Source organism: Bradyrhizobium iriomotense (assembly GCF_030160715.1).
GTDB lineage: Bacteria > Pseudomonadota > Alphaproteobacteria > Rhizobiales > Xanthobacteraceae > Bradyrhizobium > Bradyrhizobium iriomotense.
The window spans coordinates 51,868-73,509 of sequence record NZ_BSOW01000042.1; the positions used below are offsets into that span (position 1 = coordinate 51,868).

The 21,642-nt window shown below is 59.0% G+C and carries 10 protein-coding genes and 3 pseudogenes; 9 read left to right on the forward strand and 4 right to left on the reverse strand.

What is annotated here, in order from left to right; genetic code table 11:
* Positions 1–153: 153 nt before the first annotated feature.
* Positions 154–444 (reverse strand): LexA family protein, encoded by a 291-nt coding sequence (locus QQL28_RS39325; RefSeq protein WP_488798574.1) that lies wholly within the window; start codon positions 442–444, stop codon positions 154–156.
* Between the two features lie 46 nt (positions 445–490).
* On the opposite strand from QQL28_RS39325, the pseudogene QQL28_RS39330 reads away from it, so the two are divergent.
* A pseudogene (locus tag QQL28_RS39330) lies at positions 491–1,650 on the forward strand (IS630 family transposase).
* Positions 1,651–1,870: 220 nt separating this feature from the next.
* Here the strand turns inward: QQL28_RS39330 and QQL28_RS39335 are convergent.
* Positions 1,871–3,631, reverse strand: coding sequence for an oleate hydratase (locus tag QQL28_RS39335; protein WP_284274317.1), 1,761 nt, complete (start codon positions 3,629–3,631; stop codon positions 1,871–1,873).
* 45 nt (positions 3,632–3,676) lie between these two features.
* Positions 3,677–4,435 (reverse strand): glucose 1-dehydrogenase, encoded by a 759-nt coding sequence (locus tag QQL28_RS39340; protein WP_284274319.1) that lies wholly within the window; start codon positions 4,433–4,435, stop codon positions 3,677–3,679.
* Positions 4,436–5,702: 1,267 nt separating this feature from the next.
* Here QQL28_RS39340 and QQL28_RS39345 point away from each other — a divergent pair.
* Entirely contained in the window at positions 5,703–6,479 is a 777-nt protein-coding gene (locus tag QQL28_RS39345) for an acetoacetate decarboxylase family protein (protein WP_284274321.1), read from the forward strand.
* Positions 6,480–7,535: 1,056 nt separating this feature from the next.
* Here QQL28_RS39345 and QQL28_RS39350 read toward each other — a convergent pair.
* Entirely contained in the window at positions 7,536–8,363 is an 828-nt protein-coding gene (locus tag QQL28_RS39350) for an Effector protein NopP (RefSeq protein ID WP_284274323.1), read from the reverse strand.
* Between the two features lie 866 nt (positions 8,364–9,229).
* On the opposite strand from QQL28_RS39350, the gene QQL28_RS39355 reads away from it, so the two are divergent.
* From QQL28_RS39355 to QQL28_RS39385, 7 genes and pseudogenes are all read left to right on the forward strand, one after another.
* Positions 9,230–11,698 carry an NEL-type E3 ubiquitin ligase domain-containing protein gene (locus QQL28_RS39355; protein ID WP_284274325.1) on the forward strand — a complete coding sequence of 823 codons (2,469 nt, stop codon included), beginning with the start codon at positions 9,230–9,232 and terminating at the stop codon, positions 11,696–11,698.
* 1,225 nt (positions 11,699–12,923) lie between these two features.
* Positions 12,924–13,179 (forward strand): annotated as a pseudogene (locus tag QQL28_RS39360) (IS256 family transposase); the annotation flags it as partial.
* Positions 13,180–13,305: 126 nt separating this feature from the next.
* A complete protein-coding gene (locus tag QQL28_RS39365) occupies positions 13,306–15,336 on the forward strand; it encodes a hypothetical protein (RefSeq protein WP_284274327.1) in 2,031 nt (676 codons plus the stop codon).
* Between the two features lie 1,106 nt (positions 15,337–16,442).
* On the forward strand, positions 16,443–18,149 hold the full coding sequence (locus tag QQL28_RS39370; protein ID WP_284274339.1) for an NEL-type E3 ubiquitin ligase domain-containing protein: 1,707 nt from the start codon (positions 16,443–16,445) through the stop codon (positions 18,147–18,149).
* Positions 18,150–18,288: 139 nt separating this feature from the next.
* Positions 18,289–18,522, forward strand: a pseudogene (locus QQL28_RS39375) (site-specific integrase); the annotation flags it as partial.
* Between the two features lie 637 nt (positions 18,523–19,159).
* Positions 19,160–20,512: a coproporphyrinogen-III oxidase family protein gene (locus tag QQL28_RS39380; RefSeq protein WP_284274329.1), complete on the forward strand. Its 1,353-nt coding sequence runs from the start codon at positions 19,160–19,162 to the stop codon at positions 20,510–20,512.
* A gap of 8 nt (positions 20,513–20,520) precedes the next feature.
* Positions 20,521–21,474 (forward strand): class I SAM-dependent methyltransferase, encoded by a 954-nt coding sequence (locus QQL28_RS39385; protein ID WP_284274331.1) that lies wholly within the window; start codon positions 20,521–20,523, stop codon positions 21,472–21,474.
* Positions 21,475–21,642: the final 168 nt, after the last annotated feature.

Genomic DNA, 21,642 nt, shown 5'->3' on the forward strand with positions numbered 1-21,642 from the left:
CGCTTACCGGTGAAGACAACAATCATTGAGCGCGAGACTAGCGTTGGTCCGTTGAGGACATGGCGGCTGGCAGGCAATCTGCAAGCGAGCGGAATTCGAAGGCCGGAATGAGCCCGTGCATCGGTCAAAAAACAACCATTACAAGCCAATTAGCTAGTGCCTCGGCACAGAGGTTTCGACGGTTTGATCCGGGGCTTGCAAGACGGGGAGGTCTTCGGGCGATACGAGGACCTGGATGCTGCGTGAGGCGCCTGGCGTTCTGCGGATGAGACCGTTGCGCTCAAGGGCGAGACTCATCTGGTGCACGGTCGGCGGCGTGACGCCGAAAAACCGTTGAATGTCGCGTTCAGCCGGCGGCTGCCGGTTGAGGCGGATATAGGCGTCGATGAACGCCAGATATTGGCCCTGCTTGGCGGTGAAGCGGGGCGCGGCTCTGCCAGACATTTGATTCATCAGTCGATTCACCTCTGCCTCCACGACGGAGGCTGCGATGAATGTACGATATCACGTCAAGCTGACCCGGGATGAGCGGGCGGAACTCGGGTTGCTGCTGCAGGGAGGCACGCAGGCGGTGCGTAAGCTTAAGCGCGCGCAGATCCTGCTGGCGGCGGATGCAGGGATGAGCGACGACGACATTGCCGCGCACGTGGGTGTCGGCGGCTCGACGGTGTATCGGACCCGGCGGCACTTCGTCGAAGGCAATCTGCCTGCGGCCTTGAGCGAAGGGCCTCGTTGCGGGGCGGAACGCAAGCTCACGGAGAAAGAAGAGGCGCTGCTGGTCGCCACCGCCTGCGCGAGCCCGCCGACCGGCCGCGCAGGCTGGACGCTGGAGCTTCTGGCCGACGAGATGGTCAGATTGACCTCTCACGAGAATCTGTCGCGAGAGACGGTGCGGCGGCGCCTGGCCGAGAACCATATCAAGCCGTGGCGCAAAAGCATGTGGTGCATCCCAAAGGTCGACGCAGAGTATGTCGCGCACAGGGAGGAAGTACTCGATCTGTACGCCGAAGCGGCCGATCCGCGGCAGCCGGCGGTCTGCTTCGACGAGAGCCCGGTCCAGCTCATCGGCGAGGTCCGCCAGCCGATCCCCGCCAAGCCGGGCCGGATCGAGCATTATGATTACGAGTACCGACGCAATGGCACGGGAAATCTGTTCGTGCTCATCGACGTGAACAGGCCCTGGCGCAAGGTGAAGGTGACGGAGCAACGCACCGCAAAGGACTTTTGCAGAATGCATGCGCGAACTCGTCGACGTGCACTATCCCAAGGCCGATCGCATCCGCGTGGTTCTCGACAATCTGTCCACTCATAAGAGGGGCGCGCTCTATCACGCCTTTCCCGCCCGACGAGGCCCGCCGCGTGCTGCGGCGCCTGGAGTTCCACCACACGCCAAAACACGCCAGTTGGCTCAACATGGTCGAGATCGAAATCGGCGTCCTCTCACAGCAGTGCCTCGATCGGCGCATCGACAGCTATGCCCATCTCGTCCGCGAGACCGCAGCCTGGGAAAAACGCCGCAATGCCGAGCGCGCTCGCATCAATTGGATGTTCACAACCGAGAACGCGCGGGCCAAACTGCGCCGCGCCTATCCAAAGATCCCCGTGAAGCCAACGAAAACAAAAGTCAAACTCTTTGTGCCGAGGTACTAGTTTCGCTCTCACCCTATCGCAAGAGGTTAATCGGATGCGCATGGCGAGAATACACCACGCCGAAAGAGCACGGAAACTCGAGAGGACGCCTAAAGGTTGCCTCGAGAGATCGGCGCGGGTGTTTTTGATCCGCGCCTTGGCGAGTCCGAGCCGTCACCGGCCCAGGACAGCGCTTCTCTATCCGAGCGAACGGTTGCCCGCAGCGTCCCCGCCTCAGTCGTCAACTCAGGTGATATTTGTTGATGAGTTCGCCAAGCTCAGTAGCCTTGATCTTTTTCAGAATAAGTTTGCGCAGGAACGCAGGTCCCGGGATCTCAATTTCAGTGCCGTCACGCAGTCTACCCATCGCTGCAAGCAACTTGCGAATATCATAGGTCGAGTTGAATACCTCGGGCACGCCACGTTCAATCTTGAGGAGGATATAAACGGCTTCCATCGCCGTCCGAACGGAGTATTCCGTCGTGAAGATACAATCCCGTTCACCCGACTCCGCGAACTGGCCGATGAAGGCGAAATTAACCGCCTCTTTCGGCACAACATCTGGCCGGTCGCCCGCCTGCCGCGGCATGAAGAAGGACGTGACGTAGGGCATCATCACCGGCACCGCCTTGGCGGCCCCAGCGGCGAGCTCCGGTATGCTCGCGACCGGCACACCGAGGTGATAAATCCATTCTTGCGTGATTTCCTCGCCGGTACAATCTTGCATCGGTTTCCTCACGTAGTCGCCGGCTCTATCGACGAATAGTGAATAGACCCAGACGACGACTTGATCGCTGGGCTGGTGCTTGAAATGCGGCTGGCGGTTTGTGGTCCAACTGAGCAACCAGCTCGAATCTTTCACCGTAACGATGCCTCCTGTGACAACCTTGCCGCTGAACGGATCGCGTTTGGCGATCTTGTGGATGTATGGCGGAATGCGTCCATCCAGGGTCGTGATCGTCGCCGATTCCCATTTGCTTGCAGAGATATTGCCGCAAAAGACATTTGGGCGTCCAAAGGCGGCATCCTTGGCCGCAATACGCCGCCACAGATCCCAGGCGGGCGCCGGTCCTTCGTTGAGCCTGGCGGCCGTGTGATGGTCCCCCATGTCCGAGTTTTCGGTCAGCGACCCGATCGTCATGAAAACTAGGTCGTCGGCGCCAACAACGAGGCTGCCCTCAATGCCATCCTCCAGCCAGCGGATGGTTGTGGCTTGCTTACGTCCGCGCTTTATATCGAAATCGATATCGGTGACTTCGACTCCGTAGCGAAAGTTGACGCCCTGCTCCTGCAGCCATTTGCATAACGGCAGAACAAGCGATTCATACTGATTGTACTTGGTAAACTTCAGAGTGCTGAAATCCGGCAGGCCGCCGATATGGTGGATGAATCGATGCAGATAAAGCTTCATCTCAAGGGCCGAATGCCATTCTTCAAAGGCGAACATGGTCCGCCAATAGAGCCAGAAATTGCTGTTGAAGAAATCCCTCCCGAACACTTCGTCGATGCGCTTGGTCTCCATCTGCTTACGAGTGGCAAGAAAAAGGGCAATCAGCTCTTTCTGGGCCTCTTCGGTCAGAGTGAAGAGGCCATCGGTATGGGCGTCCTGCCCTTGGTTCACCGTCGCCCGCTGTAGTGTGTAGTTCGGATCATCCTTGTTCAGCCAGTAAAACTCGTCGAGCACGCTGGCGCCTTCAAGTTCGAGCGATGGGATCGAGCGAAACAGATCCCAGAGGCACTCGAAATGATCCTCCATCTCTCTACCACCTCGAATCACGAATCCCCTTTCCGGATCCTGACTACCGTCCAACGCGCCCCCCGGAACCTTCTGTCGTTCGAGGATGTTGATACGGTCGCCACGCATTTGCCCGTCGCGGATCAAGAAGGCCGCGCCGGAGAGCGCAGCCAACCCCGAACCAACGAACCAAGCCGTCTTGCTATCCACGCCGGCGGGTTTGCGGGGCCGAGCAAAAGCTTCGTAATTTCCACTGCTGTAATACATCGCGCCATTCCATCTCGTTTGTTGTGACAATCCGTCTGCTGATAGTCAGAAGATGTTTTCGACCGCCTGACACTTTTGTGGGACGCCGATCGTCAGACCGCCATCGACGACGATTTCGGAGCCGGTGAGATAGGAGGACTCGTCGCTGAGCAGGAACAAGACTGCCTGTGACACCTCCTGCGGCTCGGCTGGCCGCCCGAGCGGAATTGGAAAACTGGAAAAATCGAAGTTCTCTGTCATCCGAGTATTGATGAGGCCCGGATGGATAGAGTTTATGCGAACGCCGGACGCGGCGGCCTCCAAGGCGGCGGATTTCGTAATGCCCCGCACGCCGAACTTGGAAGCAACATAAGCGTGAAGCCCGGGACTACCCCTCAGCCCCTCGACCGACGAGATGTTGACGATCGAGCCTCCGCCCGCGCGGCGCATGGCAGGTAGGGCAGTCTGCATTCCCAAGAATACGCCGGTGAGATTGACAGCCAGGGTCTTCTCCCACTGGTCCAGCGGGAACCGCTCGATGGGAGCCATGCTGGCTATGCCTGCATTGTTGACGAGACCGTGCAGCGCGCCGAACTTGCTCTCCGCAGCCGCGATCGCCTGGCACCATTCCTCTGGCTGAGCGACGTCTTGACGGACATAGATCGCGGATGAGCCAAGTTCGGCCGCGAATGCCTCTCCTTCTTGGTGAAGAATATCGGTGATCACGACTTTCGCTCCCTCGGCTACCAGCAGGCGCGCATGAGCGGCCCCCATCCCTCGAGCCCCGCCGGTTACCAGAATGACTTTTTCGCTCACACGTCCCATAAGTCTTGGCTCCCTCGATCAGTGGCGGTGCAGGGCTTTTCCAGCATCAAAAGGGATGAGGGTGATGCTGATGAACATGGTTTGAGAACGAGCGCTGGAAGTCGGGTGAGCCAAGAGCTGCGGTCTGCACCACGCCCGCTGACTCTTGCCGACATACCCTGTGCCACGCATCATCTTTGATGCCCAAAGCCTGTGCGCAGTGCATGTGTAAATTGGCGCGAAAACACTTCGATAACGATGTCACGTCGCGAACATACGTACGCCGCTCAGGCGTTAACCGTCCTTCGGATTGTTGGTTGGGTCTCGCCGAACTGCGCCACCGTCTCGACGCCGACAATTTGCGACCGAATTTGCTCCGGTTTTGGAGATAGGATAGCAGCCCGCGAGCGAAGCGATACCGGTTCCGAACGGTGCTGAGCTCCTTGTGGATCGAGAAGTGGGGCGCAGAACGCATGAGGTTCTCCTTAGTCTTGCGAATTGGAGTATCCATTCCGTGCAATCGGCGCGCCGAGAATCTGATAGGAAGTCAGCCTCACGTGACTCTTGCACAGGCGCTGGAGATCCCCCGACGCTCTACCGAGACGTTGATGTCGGGGCCTGTGTTTTTCGACCGTGCGCGGCGATAACGTCACGGCTGATCTATTCAATCGAGACACAATGGCGATGGCCATGCTGTTGCGAAAACCCTTAAATGGAGCCTCATCGACTTTGTCCGGAAGCTTGGTCACGTCGGGTTTTCGACATCGCGTCGTCAATCGGACAAGCGAAGAAGGCAATAGAACAAGAGGTGAAAGTTGTCGGGTCTCTCGTACCCAATCTGACGTCAGCAACCTGGTGAGCACGTATTACGCCGCACGAGGTCCTTGGCATCGACGTTGCATAACGACTGATAGACAAAAAGGGAGTCACCCACTCGCCCTGACGTCATCGTCGGTGAGCACGTTTCGCCACAATGGATGCACAATCAGGCGCATTCGGCAGCATAGCGCAGCTACCTGCTTTTAGAATGGAAATGATCAAGCGTGTTGGAAGTTTTCGGATCGTTTAATCCGGCGGATTGAGGTGCAAGGCGCAGAAACGGCATTGCGGCCTCGCTTAGCGACGATCGCGATCGCCGGATCGATGCGCCCCGTCGGACTACCGAGCCCGCATCGCGGCCAGCGCGGTACAGTCGCTTCAGGGGCGCTTCAACAACCGGAGAGGCGCGGCGAGATAAATAGCTCCATCTCCAATCGCGCGACATTATTCTGAGATCGAGGAGGATACGATGCCTGACGTCAAAGGCATTCCGCTTGATGCGCCCCTTTACCATGGGGGTAAAAATCGTGGCAGTGCGTTTCTCGACTGCCAAGCCATAAACCTTATGTTCAGCGTGGGGCACGAGGCGAATTGTTTATTGCCGAAGGAGCTAGCCCCTGCAGCAAACCCAGCAATCGCTATTGTAGGGGTCGCGAGCTATCGCTCAAGCACTGTCGGGCCATACTTGGAGTGCTATTCAGGAATTCAAGTTCGTGATCCCGACGGTGAGACTGGCTACTACATCCCTTACATTTACGTGACACTGAATGATGCAGCTCTCGCCTCGGGACGAGAGGTACTTGGCGCTCCAAAAAAGTTGGCACACATCACTTTGATCAGAGAAGGTGGTCTAATACAGGGCACGCTCGAGCGTCCGGCTGGTAAGCGCCTGCTGACCCTTACCGCTCAACCAGACCAGCGCATGAACTCGGATTCGCGACAGATGTATTCTGCGCGGACGAACTTCTATTCGGTTCGGCACCTGCCACCCATCAATGAGTCCGGGAAGGGAGCAGTAACGCAACTCGTCAAATGGTGCACGGACCGAACGTTGCGACACGACGAGCGTGGCGAAGAAGTTCTATTTACTGGACCCATCTCCCTAACTTACGACTCCCCCTCGATTATTGATCCCGTGCACAACTTGACAGTTGGCCAAGCCGTGCTCGGCACATACGAGGAGTATGACGCCAGACTCGAGGCCATTGATATCCTTTCGGAAGAATCAAACCAGGGAAACGGATGATCGATAAGCTTGAAGAATTCATCCAATCCTAAAGTTCGACCCAGACTGTCGGCTTGCCCGCTGATGGGCGCTATTGGAACGCGAGCAACAGTCCTTGACCACTGCATGACATCGCAAAGCAGGGGCGGATTGACTCGCCTGCCGCGTGCGCCACCCGTACAGACATGAACGCGCCAGGCGCCTGTGTGATGAATGGCCTATCCGGGAGGTCGGCCATGATGGTTGGAGAAATAGTCTCAGCTATTGGCAATGGGACGGCCCACGTCGGCATCAATTTGACGGGCGCATCCGCCCGCCGGGTTCGCATCGACAGTCGCAATCGTCCCATGGCATCACGGCCTCGACTTTCGGTCGCGGGCGAAACCCCAATCAGGATTTCATGGTATACGCGCGTGTTCTTGAGCTCCAAGGGGACGCCTCGCACGACGCGCGCACAAAAATCTTCAAGCGACAAAATCTGTTGCGATTCGTTGTTGAGAAGCTGATTCGCGAGACGCGAGGTGCTCGACCCCGAGCACATAATGCATCCCATGCACAACATTGTCACATTCGCCGCACCCGTTGTCGTTTTGGCCCGGAAGGCACTCCTGCGGCGCGCGTGTAGTGGTCTGACCGTTTTTATCCATAAAGGGCGCGACAACATCGATCTCAGGGTTGTGCTCGCTATTGCCACGCCGAGCACGTGGCGGTACGCGAATCCGACTCACTTTGCTGGCCATCGGCGCGCGCCAACAGATGCGGCACGAAACGGGCGGATGATGTTGGGCCCGCGCGAACGCAAAGGACGATCGTGCAGGCGTCGGTCCGTCGATCGGCGCCTGCACGTTCTGCTCAAGCGGCAGCGCTATCAGATCTCATCGATCGACAGACAGGCTACCGAAAGACAGTCTCATTCTCCTTACCGTAGAGGCCGAAACCGGGCGACAGCACCCGAGCGTCGATGATGGAGCCGATGTCGCCGAACGACCGCTTAGCGAGCCGCGTTCAGCGACAACCGACATGTTTCAGGTTCAGTCTCATCCTTCGTGACACGTCTGTCAGAGATCCTAAACCATCCTACATAAAGTCGTAGTCATCGTCGGACCGATCCGAAACGCGCTCTGTTTCGGTATCACTGGCCTCTTTGGATAGATATAGTGCGGGTTTGTCGGCCCGCTGCCATTGACCGTCACTGTTCTTCGTCCACCTTTCGGGATGTTGGGTGGGATCAAGCACCATGTTATCGGCATCCACATCGACAAAGCCAAACTGCCGCGAGCGGGCCCTGGCCTCTGCATTACCAGGACGGGAATGGAGCAGCGCCCCATCGCCGTCTAGCCGAAGCTGATGCTCCAACAAGATATCGCCTGCGTTCTCGACGAGCGGATGGCCGACCCGAAGATCGACGGTGGATGTGACTTCGGTTCGCCCGGGAAACTGTTCCTGCCACCGTTCTCCTTGGAACACGTCGCGCATTTCAAATCCGCCTTCTGTTCTTAAGAGCCCGACACTGGTGTTGCCGAGCTGATAGCTGAAATAGCGCGCGCTTTCCGTATCGTATTGCGTGGTGCCGTATTTCTTAGCGATCTTTTTTGTACGCTTGGCCTTCGAGGATACGTGAGACGAATACTCTTGTGGGCTCGCGACAATTTGCCTGATCTCATCGCCATGATAGGCCTTTGCTTTTTCAGCGAATGAGCGCTTTGAGATCTCCACGACTGGAGGCCTGTCAACCAGCGCGTACGACCGTGTTGCTGACGAAGACGAACCAGCGTGCGAGTTCGACCCCAAGTGCATGTTTGCGAGCGCCTCCGCGAAGCTGTCGCTGTCCGCCGAATATCTGGGCTCGTCGGCCTGGCTGGCGTTGCTGAATTGGCCGGATGAGCCATCGATTCGGCTATACATGTAATTTGCCTCCTATCGGTGAAGTTGCGTGGCAGCGAGTTCAAGCTGCGCAAGCGAGCGCGCCTTCATATTTGTCCCAGCTGACGCCAAGCTGACGTGCAGGTCAGGATATGCAAACGCCTTCCACGCGGCCGGCGTGCTACCTGCGATCACGACGGCGTACGCGGGCTCGCGTGACGTTGCTTTGCAGGACAGCGCTCGCAATTGTCTCGAACGCGCGTGACCAATTGCAACTTTTGCCCAATCTCCGATCCCGAGGCGCTGTCGTGAGAGCGAACCGATATGGCACTGCGCCTCGTCATACCCTCGTCCCGGCGGGCGCGCCGCCCGATTTAACAGGTGACGTCCTGTTGGCTGATGTTGCCGAGACCGCTTTTGCCGGCAGAGCACATCTCGCCATCCGTCGAGGTGAGTTGATAACCCCTCGGCCTCAGCCCGCGTCCCTGTCGCAGATCGTCGTCGAGCCTCTCGCGTATTTGATGACCCCGGCCATTAGCGGTTGTGGCGCAGACGATCATGCCTGCCTCACGCAGCACCGCGCGTAACCCGCCCAGCGGCGACTGTGATCACCCCCTCACAAGTCTGGCTGACCTGTTTGGCGTCAACTGGCGGGCGTCATGATCGCGGCGCATTAGCTTCAGCTTGGAGGGAGTTGACCATGAGATCGCCACCAGTTGTCTTTCCGCGTTGCCGGCGTCCACAAGCGCGGACGTTCTTGAGAGAGGCTCAGAGCGTCCCGAATAGGCCTAACAGGACAGTTACGCTCATTCTGACCCCTCGTCAGCTTCTCGAAAGCTAAGCCTCGTAGCGAGAACGTGTTTATCCAGCTTCGGCGCTAGCTGCTCAGATCTGTCAAAGGAGATGGGATGGATCCGTTCAACAACCTCAACCCATTCGAGGCCCCAGATGTCGGTCGGGCGTACGATCACGGGCTGGAAGAGCAGCAGGCGGACCAAGCGGGGTTTTTGCAGCACCTGAACGAGTTGCATCCGCACGAGCGCCCGCCCCCCAGTTCAAATAGACTCGGCGACGCGGACGTTGTGTCGAACAGAGATGCGGATCATTTGAGAATGCCGTATGACGGTCGCGTCGGACAAGGCGCCTCGCGGTTGCCATCGGATCCGCCTGCCTTCTCTGGACAAGGGATCAATCAACATGCACTTTTTGCGGCCACGGATCGCGGTGGCCAGTTGCCAGCCGGCAGTTTCAGTCTGACGGATTCTTGGCACGGCATGGATGCGGCTGCCGATTGGCCGACGCATAGTGTCGGTCAGGAGGAGCATTGGTGGGCCGAGGCCGGTGATGTGGCGCCGGAGTGGTCAACGACCCCCGCAATTCCTTGGCAGCAAAATCTCGCGGCGGCAATCCTCAGCCGACAGCTCCGGCCGGGCGATGGCAATACTTCAAGAAAAGGTCGCCGGCTCAGCTCGGCCGCGGCGCAGTGGACCGATGCCTTGCATGGCAATTGGGCCTCAGGCTCTTCAAGCGGTGCGATGGACGTTGAAGATTCCGTCCTCAGGCAATCGCGGCTCGACCAGATCTTGGACACCTGGGCCGGCGAGGAGTGGCAGACGGAAGGCGAGGACCGGCAAGAGGCGGTAAGACGAATAAGAGCTTGGGCAGAGGCCCGCGACGTCTATGCGGGGCTGGAGCTGCAATACCTCGGCCTGACGACATTGCCCGCCGCCCTTCCGCCCGGGCTCCAGTCGCTCAATGTGAGCGACAACGAGCTGGTGCACCTGCCTGACACTCTCCCGTCCGGACTGCGGACGCTCGGCGCCAGCAACAACCAATTGACCCACCTGCCCGACAACCTCCCGACGGGACTCCAGTCACTCGTCATCGGAAGCAACCAGCTGGCCGGGCTGCCCGACACCCTTCCCGAGGGCCTTTCGACGCTCGCCGTCAGCAGCAACCGGCTGACGAGCCTGCCAGACACCTTGCCGGCCGGGCTCCAGGACCTCGATGTCCGCGGCAACCTGCTGACCAGCCTGCCCGGCACCCTCCCGAGCGGACTTCAATTGCTTGCCGTCGGCGGCAACCGACTAACAAGCCTACCCGACACTCTCCCGCCCGAACTCCAAGAGCTCGAAGCCGACGGCAACCGGCTGACCAGCCTGCCCGACACTCTCCCCGACGAGCTCCAGTTGCTCTTCGCCCGCGATAACCGCCTGAATAGCCTGCCCGAGACCCTCCCGTCTGAACTCCAGAGACTCCACGTCAGTGGCAACAGGCTGACGAGCTTGCCCGAGAATCTCCCGGTTGAGCTCCGGGTACTCGAAGCACGCGACAATCGGCTGACCAGCCTGCCGGAGACCCTGCTAATCGAGCTAGGTTCTTGGTGCATGGTTTATGTAGATGATAATCCGCTGCCCGAGCAGATGCGGGCGAATTTGGCGGCAGCCCTGAATGCGCTGGGCTATGCCGGCCCGCGGGTCTTCTTCTCGTTGGGCGGGGGAACGGCGGTGGATCAGGAACGACCACTAGCCGAGGCGGTAGCGGACTGGTTGAAGGACGAGCCGGAGGCGATCGCCGTCTGGCAGACCTTCGCCGACGAGGAGGGGGCCCCGGAATACGCGCTCTTCCTCGACAAGCTGCAGAAGACTGTGAATTATGACAATCCCGAGTTCCGACAGGCGGTGGCCGAGGATCTGCGGCAGGCAGCGATCAGGCCGCTATTGCGCCAGCAGTTTTTTCAGCTGGCCTTCGGGGCGAGCGAGACCTGCCAGGATCGCATCACCCTGACCTGGAACGGCATGCAGACCGCACGTCTGAAGGCTGATGTCGAGGATGGGGCCTATGACGATCGGCTTGGCGAACTCATCCAGCAGGCGCGAGTCCTATTCCGCCTGAACGCGCTCGAGCCGATCGCCCGTCACAAGGTCGACTCGCTCCGCTTCGTCGACGAGATCGAGGTCTATCTCGCCTATCAGGTCAAGCTACGCGGGCGGCTGGACCTGCAGCTCATCGCTCCGGACATGCGGTTCTTTGACGTCGCTTACGTCACTGAGCACGACCTCACCGCAGCCGAGATCCAGGTGCGCAATGAGGAGGTGGCCGGGTTCGCGGACTATCTGGCAACTCGCTGGCAGCCCTGGGAGATGGTGGTGAGCCGAATCGCTCCCGAAGCCCATGCACAGATGGAGAACCGGCTCGCCGAGGCGATGGACGAGGAATTTCCGAGTCGCCTTCAGCAACGGCTCGCCGATCATCACCTAACCGGAGACAGCGAGGCCGAGGTGCAGTTCGGAGCCCAGATCCGCGAGGAGATCGCCCGCGAGATCAAGGGCGCTCTGATGCGCCAGGTGCTTGAGGACCACGCGATTGAGCTGTGAAGCGGCCAACCAATTGCGAGGGGCGTCGATTTTGTATCCACCCGGCCCTCGCTACGTCGTTTTGTTTCCGGAAGCCGCCGCGCTGAATGGGCCGTTTGTTGAAAACGCTTGGCCGGCAAAAATCCAAGCGCATGGCGGAGCTGATGTCTTCGAACGATTACCGAGCGGGGAGCCCGCGCGGCAGCGGCCCAGATGCAATTCATCACCTTCGCAGCGACCGGAACTATTGTTGCGCAATTGCTGCTTGGCAATCGGGTATCCATCTGGGGGTAGACGCGGACTGATTGAATGGCACATCGCTTCAACCGCGATGAGATTAGGATGAGTCGTCACCGCGCTTCGCTTTAGGTTATTGTTTGCGCATGATCTCCGTGCAAACGCGTTCCGCGTTTGTCGCGAGGGAAAACCGCTTTACACTTTTCCGGATCATGCTTTTGGGGATTTGCTTGTGCATCCTTGCGAGCTCCATCGGGGTGTCGATTCGGAAGTCGATAAACGCCATAGCGAGGCGGAGTTTCCGGGATGGGCAGTCAGGCGAAGCGTCGCTTTCGAAGACCAGGTACCTTAAACTGTAGCGGGCCGATGTTCGACGGAAAAAAGTCAAACTGGGGTGGCCCTTACTTGGAATTCCGCGAGGGCAGTCGAGCTGGTCGACGCCGACCGCAAGCTTCTCGCAGTTGAGACCGCGCGGCAGCGAAGCGACAAGGGGCTGCGAGATCGACCTCAACCTATTCTTCCGAACTTGTCCGCATCGATGTCGATCTGAAACCACGCGGCATCGCGTCAGGCCACGAGATCACGAAGTCCGCTGTGACCAGCTCAAGATCGGAATCGAATGAGGCACAAATTTCAGCTGATCTCGCTCAGTCTTAAGCCTATCAGGTCGTACGCCAGCATTGATTGGATTCCTTCGCGATGATGCGAGACATCCTGCATCACTCCGGCCACGGCGCAGGCAGGAAAAAATCGATCGGCTGACAAATGCCGAGCTCACGCGCGGCGCCGAACACGAGCGAAGCCTGACGTCAGACTTCTCGCCCTCGTTAGGTCAGTCGCGGCAGTCGCCACCACGGCAGTCAGCATGTTGGAATCCAGCATCGGCTGATAGTCCTGGAGATGTAACCTGTTGAAGATCCCTGGTTCAGTTGAATTTCTGAAGAGATCGGCATTGCCCACCATGAGCCGGTAGCCTCGGGGTGCTGATCCCACAAGGGAGAGCAACGCCGTGACGAGATTTATCACACCGGCTGGTTTGCCGGCGATCCGGGCAATAGACGAAGCGTTTGCGGAAAATGCGGGCGAGCTTCGATCGGCTCGAGCTTGCGGCAGGGATCGAAGTACTCGGCACGATGATGGAGACGAATGTCACGGCGCGCTATGGTAGCGACGCGGCGCGGCGGGCGCACCATTGGGGCCGAACACCGGGATGGATCGGCTCCGACAGCGGCAAGATCGATACCTGTGCTCGGCCTTGCGCTCGTCAGCTCTTCGAAAGCTTACCTGCTTAAAATCAACTCGGCCTCGCTTGAACCTCCGCCACCTGCGCACACTGGGCCGGAGCTTAGGTTCGCAGAGTTGCGCAGAACTTGAAAGTCAAGGAGGGCTCGATGGATCCAATCGACCCATTTAATAGTGCGGGAGCTTGGATGCAGCAATACTCTGCCTTGCGGGCGGGGCGACAATCGGACAATGCGAGTGAGCAGGGCAGCTTTGAGCGGCAGATTGAGCAGTTGCAACTCGATTCGCCTGATGAGAGCTCCACAGACTCTAGTTCGACTCATCAGAATCCCGCAGAGGATAGTAGAGAAATCCGGCGCGCTAACATTGGCGGTTCGATGCGCATGCCGCCACACTCCCGACTGGGAGATAATTCGTTCAGAAGAACGAGGCACAGCGTAGACATCCCCCGCACGCACCTTGGAGATTCGACCGAAGTCCTGCCGCAATCCAATTTGCGGGATGATCTGTTCAGTAGCGCGCGCTACGGCCTGCCAATGGCGCAGCCCGCGATTGAGAAGAGCAGCAAGAGCCGCGGACTGTGGTCGCGCATCAAGTCCGGCGTTACGAAGGCATTCGGGGGAAGCAGCAGCGGAGGGTCGTCCGGCTCCGCGGCGCGGCAAGAGTTCGTTTCAAGGACGTTTCGCGCTGATCATGCCAAACAGCCCGGCCGAACACGCGGGGTCCCTGATGACGACGAGGCGCTATTTGAGGAATTCAAAAGCAGAGCCACGGGAGCGTTGACGGAAGGTACCATAAGAAATGCAATAGCCGATCTGCGCCATTTGAGCGGCCGCTTAAGCGAGAACGGGAGGCCATCAATCGCGGATCGAATTGGTAACCCGGCGTTGGCCGATGAATTGGATCAGGATGCTGAGACGTATGCGAAGAATCGCAGCAGGCGAATCAAAGCGGCCTTGAAAAAGCTCCGGGATGTCGGCGCCGGAAAGGCACTGTCGGCCGATATCCGCCGCTTAAATCCCTATCCCGTAGACGCAACCCTCGTCGACATGTGGGCCGCGGCGGAAAAGGTGACCCAGCGGATCGAGCCGGAGAGCGTAGATAGACAAGCTCGTCGCCTTTACAGGCTGAGCGATTGGCTGCAAACGCGCGAGAGAGAAGCCATGGCCGGCCGGCTCTTTACCGCTGGGTTGACCCAAGATGTTGAGGCCTACCGGCAAGAAACCAAGGACTCCAAAATCAACGCTGATTTGCTAAGGCTTGGGCGATATCAGCAGGTCCTCGATGCGAACAGAGCGCTGGGGTTGCACCCTCCTGTGGATGCCCCTCCACTCTTCGGCGAAGGCGCTCAGGAGCCCGGACCCCCGCAGGAGCTTCCCGCAACGCCAGCCACCCCAAGCTCGGGAGCTTGGGGTGTGTTCAGGGAAGCGATGCGAGAGCCCACTCCATCGTCGTCCACACCGCAGCCCAACTGGTCTTTGGAGCTTCCGGCAACGCCAGCCGCCCCGAGCGCGGGAGCTTGGGATTTGTTTAGGGAGCCGATGCAAGGACCAGCAGCATCATCATCTGGGAGGCGTCCGTCGTCGGACATCTATGGCGGCCTTGATCCGCTGGTTAGTCTAGATCCGCCCACACCCTACGAATTGCGCGACGATGCTCACTCGGCGCCGGCACCCGCCTTCGCCAGACCGCCGTCGTTCGCCGGGCCATCGAGGGCTTCTCAGGAGCTACAGGAAATCGGACATATTGTCGGCGAGGGGTGGGAGCACCTCTCCCAGCCGGCCTCCCCCGTCCTGGTCGACGTACTGGATAATATCAATCTGCTGCCGAACCAGTACGGCCCCAGTCAATTCTTGATCAACGGTGAGCTCTACTCGGCCACGTTGGGAGCAGGAGGGCGCAGGGACGTTCGTCTCATCCATCATCCTCGCGCTAGGCCGACGAATGAAGCCGGGCCATCCTATCAGCCGCAAGCGGACATCGGGCCTCTCATCCGCGGGGTATGGCAGCACCGCGAACGCTGGCTTCCGGATTATCTCATCCCGGACCTCGAGGGCGAGCGGCTGATACCAAGCGCGGGACGGCCGACGAGCTTCTATATCCGCACTGTGCCTTACAGGGCCGAGTTGCAGGAAACGAACCGGGGGCCACGGGTTCGTCTCTATCCTCAACGTGGCTAAACAGCGCGCTCGGACCGCAATGTGCGAAATAATGCGCATGGTGCGCTCGCGGTCCGACGACCTCGCCCAGTTGTGCAGAGATGACGCCGCCCGGTGTTGACGAACCCGCAACGTGGGAGTGAAGCCTGTTGAACTGAGGTGTCCGGTCAGAGAGGTTATTGGCCTTCGCACCACCCCTCTCAAGTCAGGAGGTCCAGAAATGCGATGAGCCCTCTTCGGCAGCGCATGATCGACGGGATGACGGTCCGCGCTTTGTCGCCGTCGATCGAAAGAACTCACATATCTACCCTGCCCCTCCTGCGTCGATGGCGATGAAAAGCGTGCCGTTGTGTGGAAGGATCGAAGCGCGCCCCCGCCTTCGCTCGGCAGAATCTTCGTGTCCGACAGCGACGTCCGGAGCCTTCTTGCCGATCAGGGCGGACTTGCAGCGATTATGCTTGCCGATGTTGGAAGCCTAGCGTGGCATCCGCATCCACGCCGTCGAACTCGGACGCCAGTTGGTCCGCGCCGCGCGCCAGGGTTGGGCTTGCCGGCATCCTAATGTCCATTCGCTGCATCGGTGCGATCACCACAACCGCCTTCACGCCGGTGAAGAACCCTTCGAAGGCACGGAGGCGTGGTCGGGGGCTGACATGTGTCCGGCCTCTTGCTGCGACTGTCACATGCTGCTGACCCCTATGGAAGTTCGCGGAACGGGTCCTAAATTCAACTTCGCGTGCTCGAGGCGCGTATCCATGACCTGGTTTTGCCGATCCTGCCTCCTGACCGTTGAGCCATACTTTTCCGGTTGACCTTCTCACAGTTTCACGGTCCCTGCCGCGGACCTACTTCGCCGCAGCCGGAGCCCGACAAGTTGTCTTAGACGGTCGCCAACTTTGCTGGGGCGGAGCGCTGACGGCGAAGTTCCCGAGAGAGACCAATGTGTTTCCATCGCCGCATCGTTGCAAGATTCGTCAGCTCGTCGACAGCTAAACACCTCATAGCAGGAGAAAATGTCTACCGAGACCGACAGGTCCGGCTTGTTACCATCCGCGGTGACAACCACCCGCCTTTAGAGCGCTCCTTCCAGCGCATTCCCTTAGACGGCGACAGGAGAACGAGCATTGATGAACACAGGGCGGGCCGCATCGGGCGCTGGCATTCCTTCCGAACAGGGCCACCGGCAGGGTTGCCTATGCGGTCTCACCCGGGCCGCAGCGCAGTGGGTCGACGCCTTGACTGGAGCGCGCCCGTCCGCTCGTCCGCAGCAGTCGCAGGATCAGATCCTGGACGCTTGGGTTGACGAATTCGGTCGCAGGCCGGACGAGGACCGGCACGAGGCGGTAAGACGAATCAGAGCTTGGCGAGAGAACGCCTACGACTCTGCGCCGCTGCCGCTGAATCTGTCATCGCTGTCCCTGACAACCTTGCCCCCCGTCCTTCCGGCGGACCTCCAGCAGCTCGACGTCAGCCGCAATCGGCTGACCAGCCTTCCCGAGACGCTTCCGGCTGGGCTATGGGATCTCAACGCCAATGAGAACTGGCTAAGGAGCCTTCCGGAGGCTCTTCCGGCGGGGCTCCGGCAGCTCAACGTCAGTAGCAACCGGCTGACCGGTCTGCCCGATAGCCTCCCGCCTAGGCTCCTGCGGCTCTACGCCAGCCGCAATCGGCTGACCGGTCTGCCCGATACCCTCCCGCCTGGGCTCCTGCGGCTCTACGCCAACGGCAACGGGATGACCAGTCTGCCCGATACTCTTCCGGCGGGACTCCGGCAGCTCGAAGCACGCGACAACCGGCTAACCAGCCTGCCAGAGACCCTGCTATCTCAGCTAGGTTCTGGGTGCAGGATTGAGCTGGCGGGTAACCGCCTGCCCGAGCGGGTGCGAACGAATCTGGCGGCAGCTCTGAATGCGCCGGGCCATACCGGCCCGCAAGTTTTCTTTTCAATGGATGGAGGAACGGCGAGCGGCCCTGCGCGACCCCTGGCCGAGGCGGTAGCGGACTGGTTGAAGGGCGAGCCGGAGACGATCGCCGCCTGGCAGAACTTCGCCGACGAGGAGGGTGCGGCGGAATACGCGCTCTTCCTCGACAAGCTGCAGAAGACTGTGAATTATGACAATCCCGAGTTCCGACAGGCGGTAGCCGAGGATCTGCGGCAGGCAGCGATCAGGCCGCAATTGCGCCAGCAGTTTTTTCAGCTGGCCTTCGGGGCGAGCGAGACCTGCCAGGATCGCACTACCCTGACCTGGAACGGCATGCAGACCGCTCGTCTGAACGCTGATGTCGAGGACGGGGCCTATGACGATCGGCTTGGCGAACTCATCCAGCAGGCGCGAGTCCTGTTTCGCCTCAATGCGCTCGAGCCGATCGCCCGTCACAAGGTCGACTCGCTCCGCTTCGTCGACGAGATCGAGGTCTATCTCGCCTATCAGGTCAAGCTACGTGAGCGGCTGGACCTATCACTCATCGCTCCGGACATGCGGTTCTTTGATGTCGCCCACGTCACTGAGCACGACCTCGCCGCAGCCGAGACGCAGGTGCGGAATGAGGAGGCGGCGGGGTTCGCCGACTATCTGGCAACTCGCTGGCAACCCTGGGAGATGGTGGTAAGCCGGATCGCTCCCGAAGCGCATGCACAGACGCAGGACCGGCTCGTCGAGGCGATGGACGAGGAATTTCCGAGCCGCCTTGAGCAACGGCTCGCCGATCATCACCTAACCGGAGACAGCGAGGCCGAGGTGCAGTTCGGAGCCCAGATCCGCGAGGAGATCGCCCGCGAGATCAAGGGCGCTCTGACGCGCCAGGTGCTTGAGGACCACGCGATTGAGCTGTGAAGCGGCCATCCAATTGCGAGGGACTGCAGCAGTCGTTGCGCGACGTGCGTTCGCCGTATCAGCGTTCGCGTCGAGCGCTACCGACAACTGATTTGTCGCGCGACAATCAAAATCCCGAAGTCTCACCTTGATCGCCGCCGCCCACGAGCTCATCGAGTCGATCAAGCCGAACGGCTATGGATGGTTTTTCCCTCTGATCCCTCCAAGCCTGTTAGCCATGGAACGCTCTATTCGTTTATGTGGCGACGGGGCCGCGAGGTCATTCCAGTGGTGACAAACCGCGACCTCCGCCGCACCTGGAAGACGCTTGCTGGCAAGGCTGGTCTGTCGAAAGAAATCCGAGACCGATTGCAGAACCACACGCTGTGCGATCTTCGGCGACAATCCGCTTCAGCTTGCAATTCTCTTGCTCGAGCTGCACTGCTCATGCGCTGGCAAGGGGAATGATCTAACCGGCCTGCGGCCTACACCGGATGCGCACGTTTGTCGCGTCCGCGACACATGATATTCGACCGACGGGCCGCCGCGCTCGCAGTTAAGCCCTTGAATAAAATGCAGGACGGCTTTTCGGGGGCTGCTTCCGCGCAGCTGGCACGACTCTTGAGTGTCTCTCGTTGCCCGCGGCTGGAGCTGCCGACTGGCACCACCGATTAATTCTCTCATCGAGAAGGAGGCAACAATGAGGACCGATGTGTCAGCCTACGGTTTGACCGACTTATTGCTAAGGAAGCATCCGCAACTTCGGAAAGCTGGTCTTGGCTGCTCGTAGGAGCAGTTGGCGGAATTCTCGAGGTGGCAGCCGCTGTAGTTTATATCTGCGGGGCGTCTGGTTTCTAACACATAAGCCGCACGGCTAGACTTGAAGAACGTCAAGTGACGAATACGCCGTGCCGACTTCGGACTAGCAATTTCCAGGGGAACTGCTGAACACCGTAAGGAATGAACTTGTGTCGTTCGGCACACGACGGCGTTCAGGCATTCGCCGGCTTTGGCAATCAACGGGTCAGGTCATGAATTTTCTGGAATTTCTTCGGACAACTATAGCGAAAAAGGAGCTGCCCTCATACGTCTATAGTTATCCTTCCAAGCGAGCGTATCGGACTTTTCCACGGCCACTCAGCATAACTGATATCGTTGAGCAGGCTGGCCGTTCTAAGCAAATCAACATCTACATCCATATCCCGTTCTGCCGCTATCGCTGCACTTACTGCACGCTTTTTCTTGCAACGCGTCAAAAACCGGAGACGAGGGATTCCTATGTTGTTCGATTGGTAGAGCACATCGCGCGATATGGAGAATACTTCGGAGATCGAGAGGTTGTAAGTATCTACTTCGGCGGCGGCACGCCAACCTTGCTAACTCAGCATCACTTCGGCAAGCTTTTCGCCGCCCTCGATGCCGCATTTCCAAAACGAAACCGGAACTGTGAGATCACAGTCGAGAGCGCACCAGACACTTTCGACAACAACCTTCTGGATTTCTTGAAGGCCCTTGGGGTCAACCGAATGAGCGTGGGCATCCAAAGCATGGTACCCGGCGAGCTTGCGCACACTGGTCGACCATATTCGGTCGAGACTGCAGAGGCGAGCATCAAAGCGCTGATGGAGCGCTTTTCCCACGTCAATCTTGATCTGATCTACGGCCTGCGTGGTCAAACCCGTGACTCCTGGATCTTTTCGCTTGGCCGCGCGCTCGACTATGAACCGCAGACACTCTCTCTTTACCCCGCTGTTGTTCGTCCGATGACAAACATCATGATCTCGAAGGCGCTCAATCCCGAATTATTCTTCTCTGAAGCGGAGAAGTATGAGGTCTACGACCAAAACGTTGCTCTGATGGCGTCCAAAGACTACCGTCAAGAATCCTTCACGCGTTTCACCAAGATCGCTGGCGAGCGAGCCTACCGGCAGGAGGCCTCGGATTTCGAGGGAACGCCCCTGCTAGGATTAGGAGTTGGCGCCAGAAGCTATTTCGGGCAGTACCACTATGGCGCGAGCTATACCGTCGACTGGAGCGCTGCTTTACCCATCATCAACGCTTTCTCGGCTCGCCCCTTCGATCCTGACGCGATAGCATCGCACGGAATCAAACTGACGCCGGAAGATCTCGTGCGTCGCTACGTCCTGCTTAGCCTCACATTGTCAGCTCTGAGCAGAAAGAATTATAGTTCACTATTCGGACGCGAACTGGCGGCCGATTTCAGCGAAGAGCTCAAGGCGCTCGAACGTCTGCAACTCGTCGACTTGGCAGACGGTGATACTTATCAACTGACTCACGCGGGATTCAAATATTCGAGCATTATTGCGCGAATGTTTTACTCGGGCACGATGGTGGCCCTCGAAGAGCAATATCAGGCAGCGTGAGGTGCAGTATGCAAGAGGTGGCGAAGCATTCACCCTTTTGGTGGGATTCGGGCTACTCCAACCCCAACGTATCGTGTATGGGTGGTCCCAGCCCCGAAATCTTCGAGATAGCACCAGCTCTCCGCGCGAAGAGCGTGGTTGTCGAGCTGGGTTGCGGCGAGGGGCGCAATGCCCTCTATTTGGCCCATTTTGATCACCGGGTGATCGCGACCGACATCTCCGAAGCCGCCATCTCCAAGCTGAACCGGCTCGCAGGCGATCTTGGCGTGAACATAACGAGCGGTGTGGCTGGCGTTGAAGATGTCCAGCCGCCTGCTTACCTCGACGTCTTAATAGCGCATTCCGTATTGCATTTCACGGAACGCACCGTCTGGAAACCGCTCGTCACGACCTTCATCGATCGGACGCGGCCTGGAGGATTTCACTGCTTCACCAACACGCTCGATCAACCAGACCATCCTATCCCCAAGGAGGGGTTGGCATCTGGCCACAAGAAATCGTTCTCGCGCGGAGAGCTGGAGGCCATCTATACAGATGCCGGTTGGGAGATCTTGCGCTCCGATCATTACATTAAATGGGACTCACACCCTGGCATTCCAATCCATTCACACTGCATCGAGAAAGTTGTGGTTCGCAACCCAATTGGATCTGAAGATCTCCCGCGAATGACAGCTGAACCCATCAAGGCAGCCGGTATGATTCCCGCCAAACAGTTTGATAGCTTGAAACTGGGCACGCCACGCGATGTCATCATTGAAATGCTCGGCTCGCCGCCAGCCAGCCATGGGGTGACGACTACCCGGAAGACAGTCGGTGGCAACAATCAAGAGGCCATAGCGGACGGCTACGTACGTGAGGATATGATCTATGGCGATCATGGCCTTCAGTTCGTCAATGGAACGCTTACCGGCAAATATCGATACTTCACACCCCCGAAACGCTTGAGCATTCGAGATGAGTGATGCTCGAACGGTTTGTCGTTGGCCGCCGAAAGCCGTCTCGCGTCACGTCACCACCATCAGCAAGGTCGCTGGTCGTCCGTTAAGAAGCCGAATTGAGCGGGGCTGGACAGGCGAGCATGCGCCATAGCTGGAACAGGAAGAGGCGCAAGAGCTCTCTGAGCCAGGCAA

What these genes read in the sequence shown, in the direction of transcription:
- QQL28_RS39370 (WP_284274339.1), top strand. Translation starts at nt 16,443, where the DNA reads ATGAACACAGGGCGGGCCGCATCGGGCGCTGGCATTCCTTCCGAACAG.
- QQL28_RS39385 (WP_284274331.1), top strand. Translation starts at nt 20,521, where the DNA reads ATGCAAGAGGTGGCGAAGCATTCACCCTTTTGGTGGGATTCGGGCTAC.
- QQL28_RS39355 (WP_284274325.1), top strand. Translation starts at nt 9,230, where the DNA reads ATGGATCCGTTCAACAACCTCAACCCATTCGAGGCCCCAGATGTCGGT.
- QQL28_RS39335 (WP_284274317.1), bottom strand. Translation starts at nt 3,631, where the DNA reads ATGTATTACAGCAGTGGAAATTACGAAGCTTTTGCTCGGCCCCGCAAA.
- QQL28_RS39340 (WP_284274319.1), bottom strand. Translation starts at nt 4,435, where the DNA reads ATGGGACGTGTGAGCGAAAAAGTCATTCTGGTAACCGGCGGGGCTCGA.
- QQL28_RS39380 (WP_284274329.1), top strand. Translation starts at nt 19,160, where the DNA reads ATGAATTTTCTGGAATTTCTTCGGACAACTATAGCGAAAAAGGAGCTG.
- QQL28_RS39350 (WP_284274323.1), bottom strand. Translation starts at nt 8,363, where the DNA reads ATGTATAGCCGAATCGATGGCTCATCCGGCCAATTCAGCAACGCCAGC.
- QQL28_RS39365 (WP_284274327.1), top strand. Translation starts at nt 13,306, where the DNA reads ATGGATCCAATCGACCCATTTAATAGTGCGGGAGCTTGGATGCAGCAA.
- QQL28_RS39325 (WP_488798574.1), bottom strand. Translation starts at nt 444, where the DNA reads ATGTCTGGCAGAGCCGCGCCCCGCTTCACCGCCAAGCAGGGCCAATAT.
- QQL28_RS39345 (WP_284274321.1), top strand. Translation starts at nt 5,703, where the DNA reads ATGCCTGACGTCAAAGGCATTCCGCTTGATGCGCCCCTTTACCATGGG.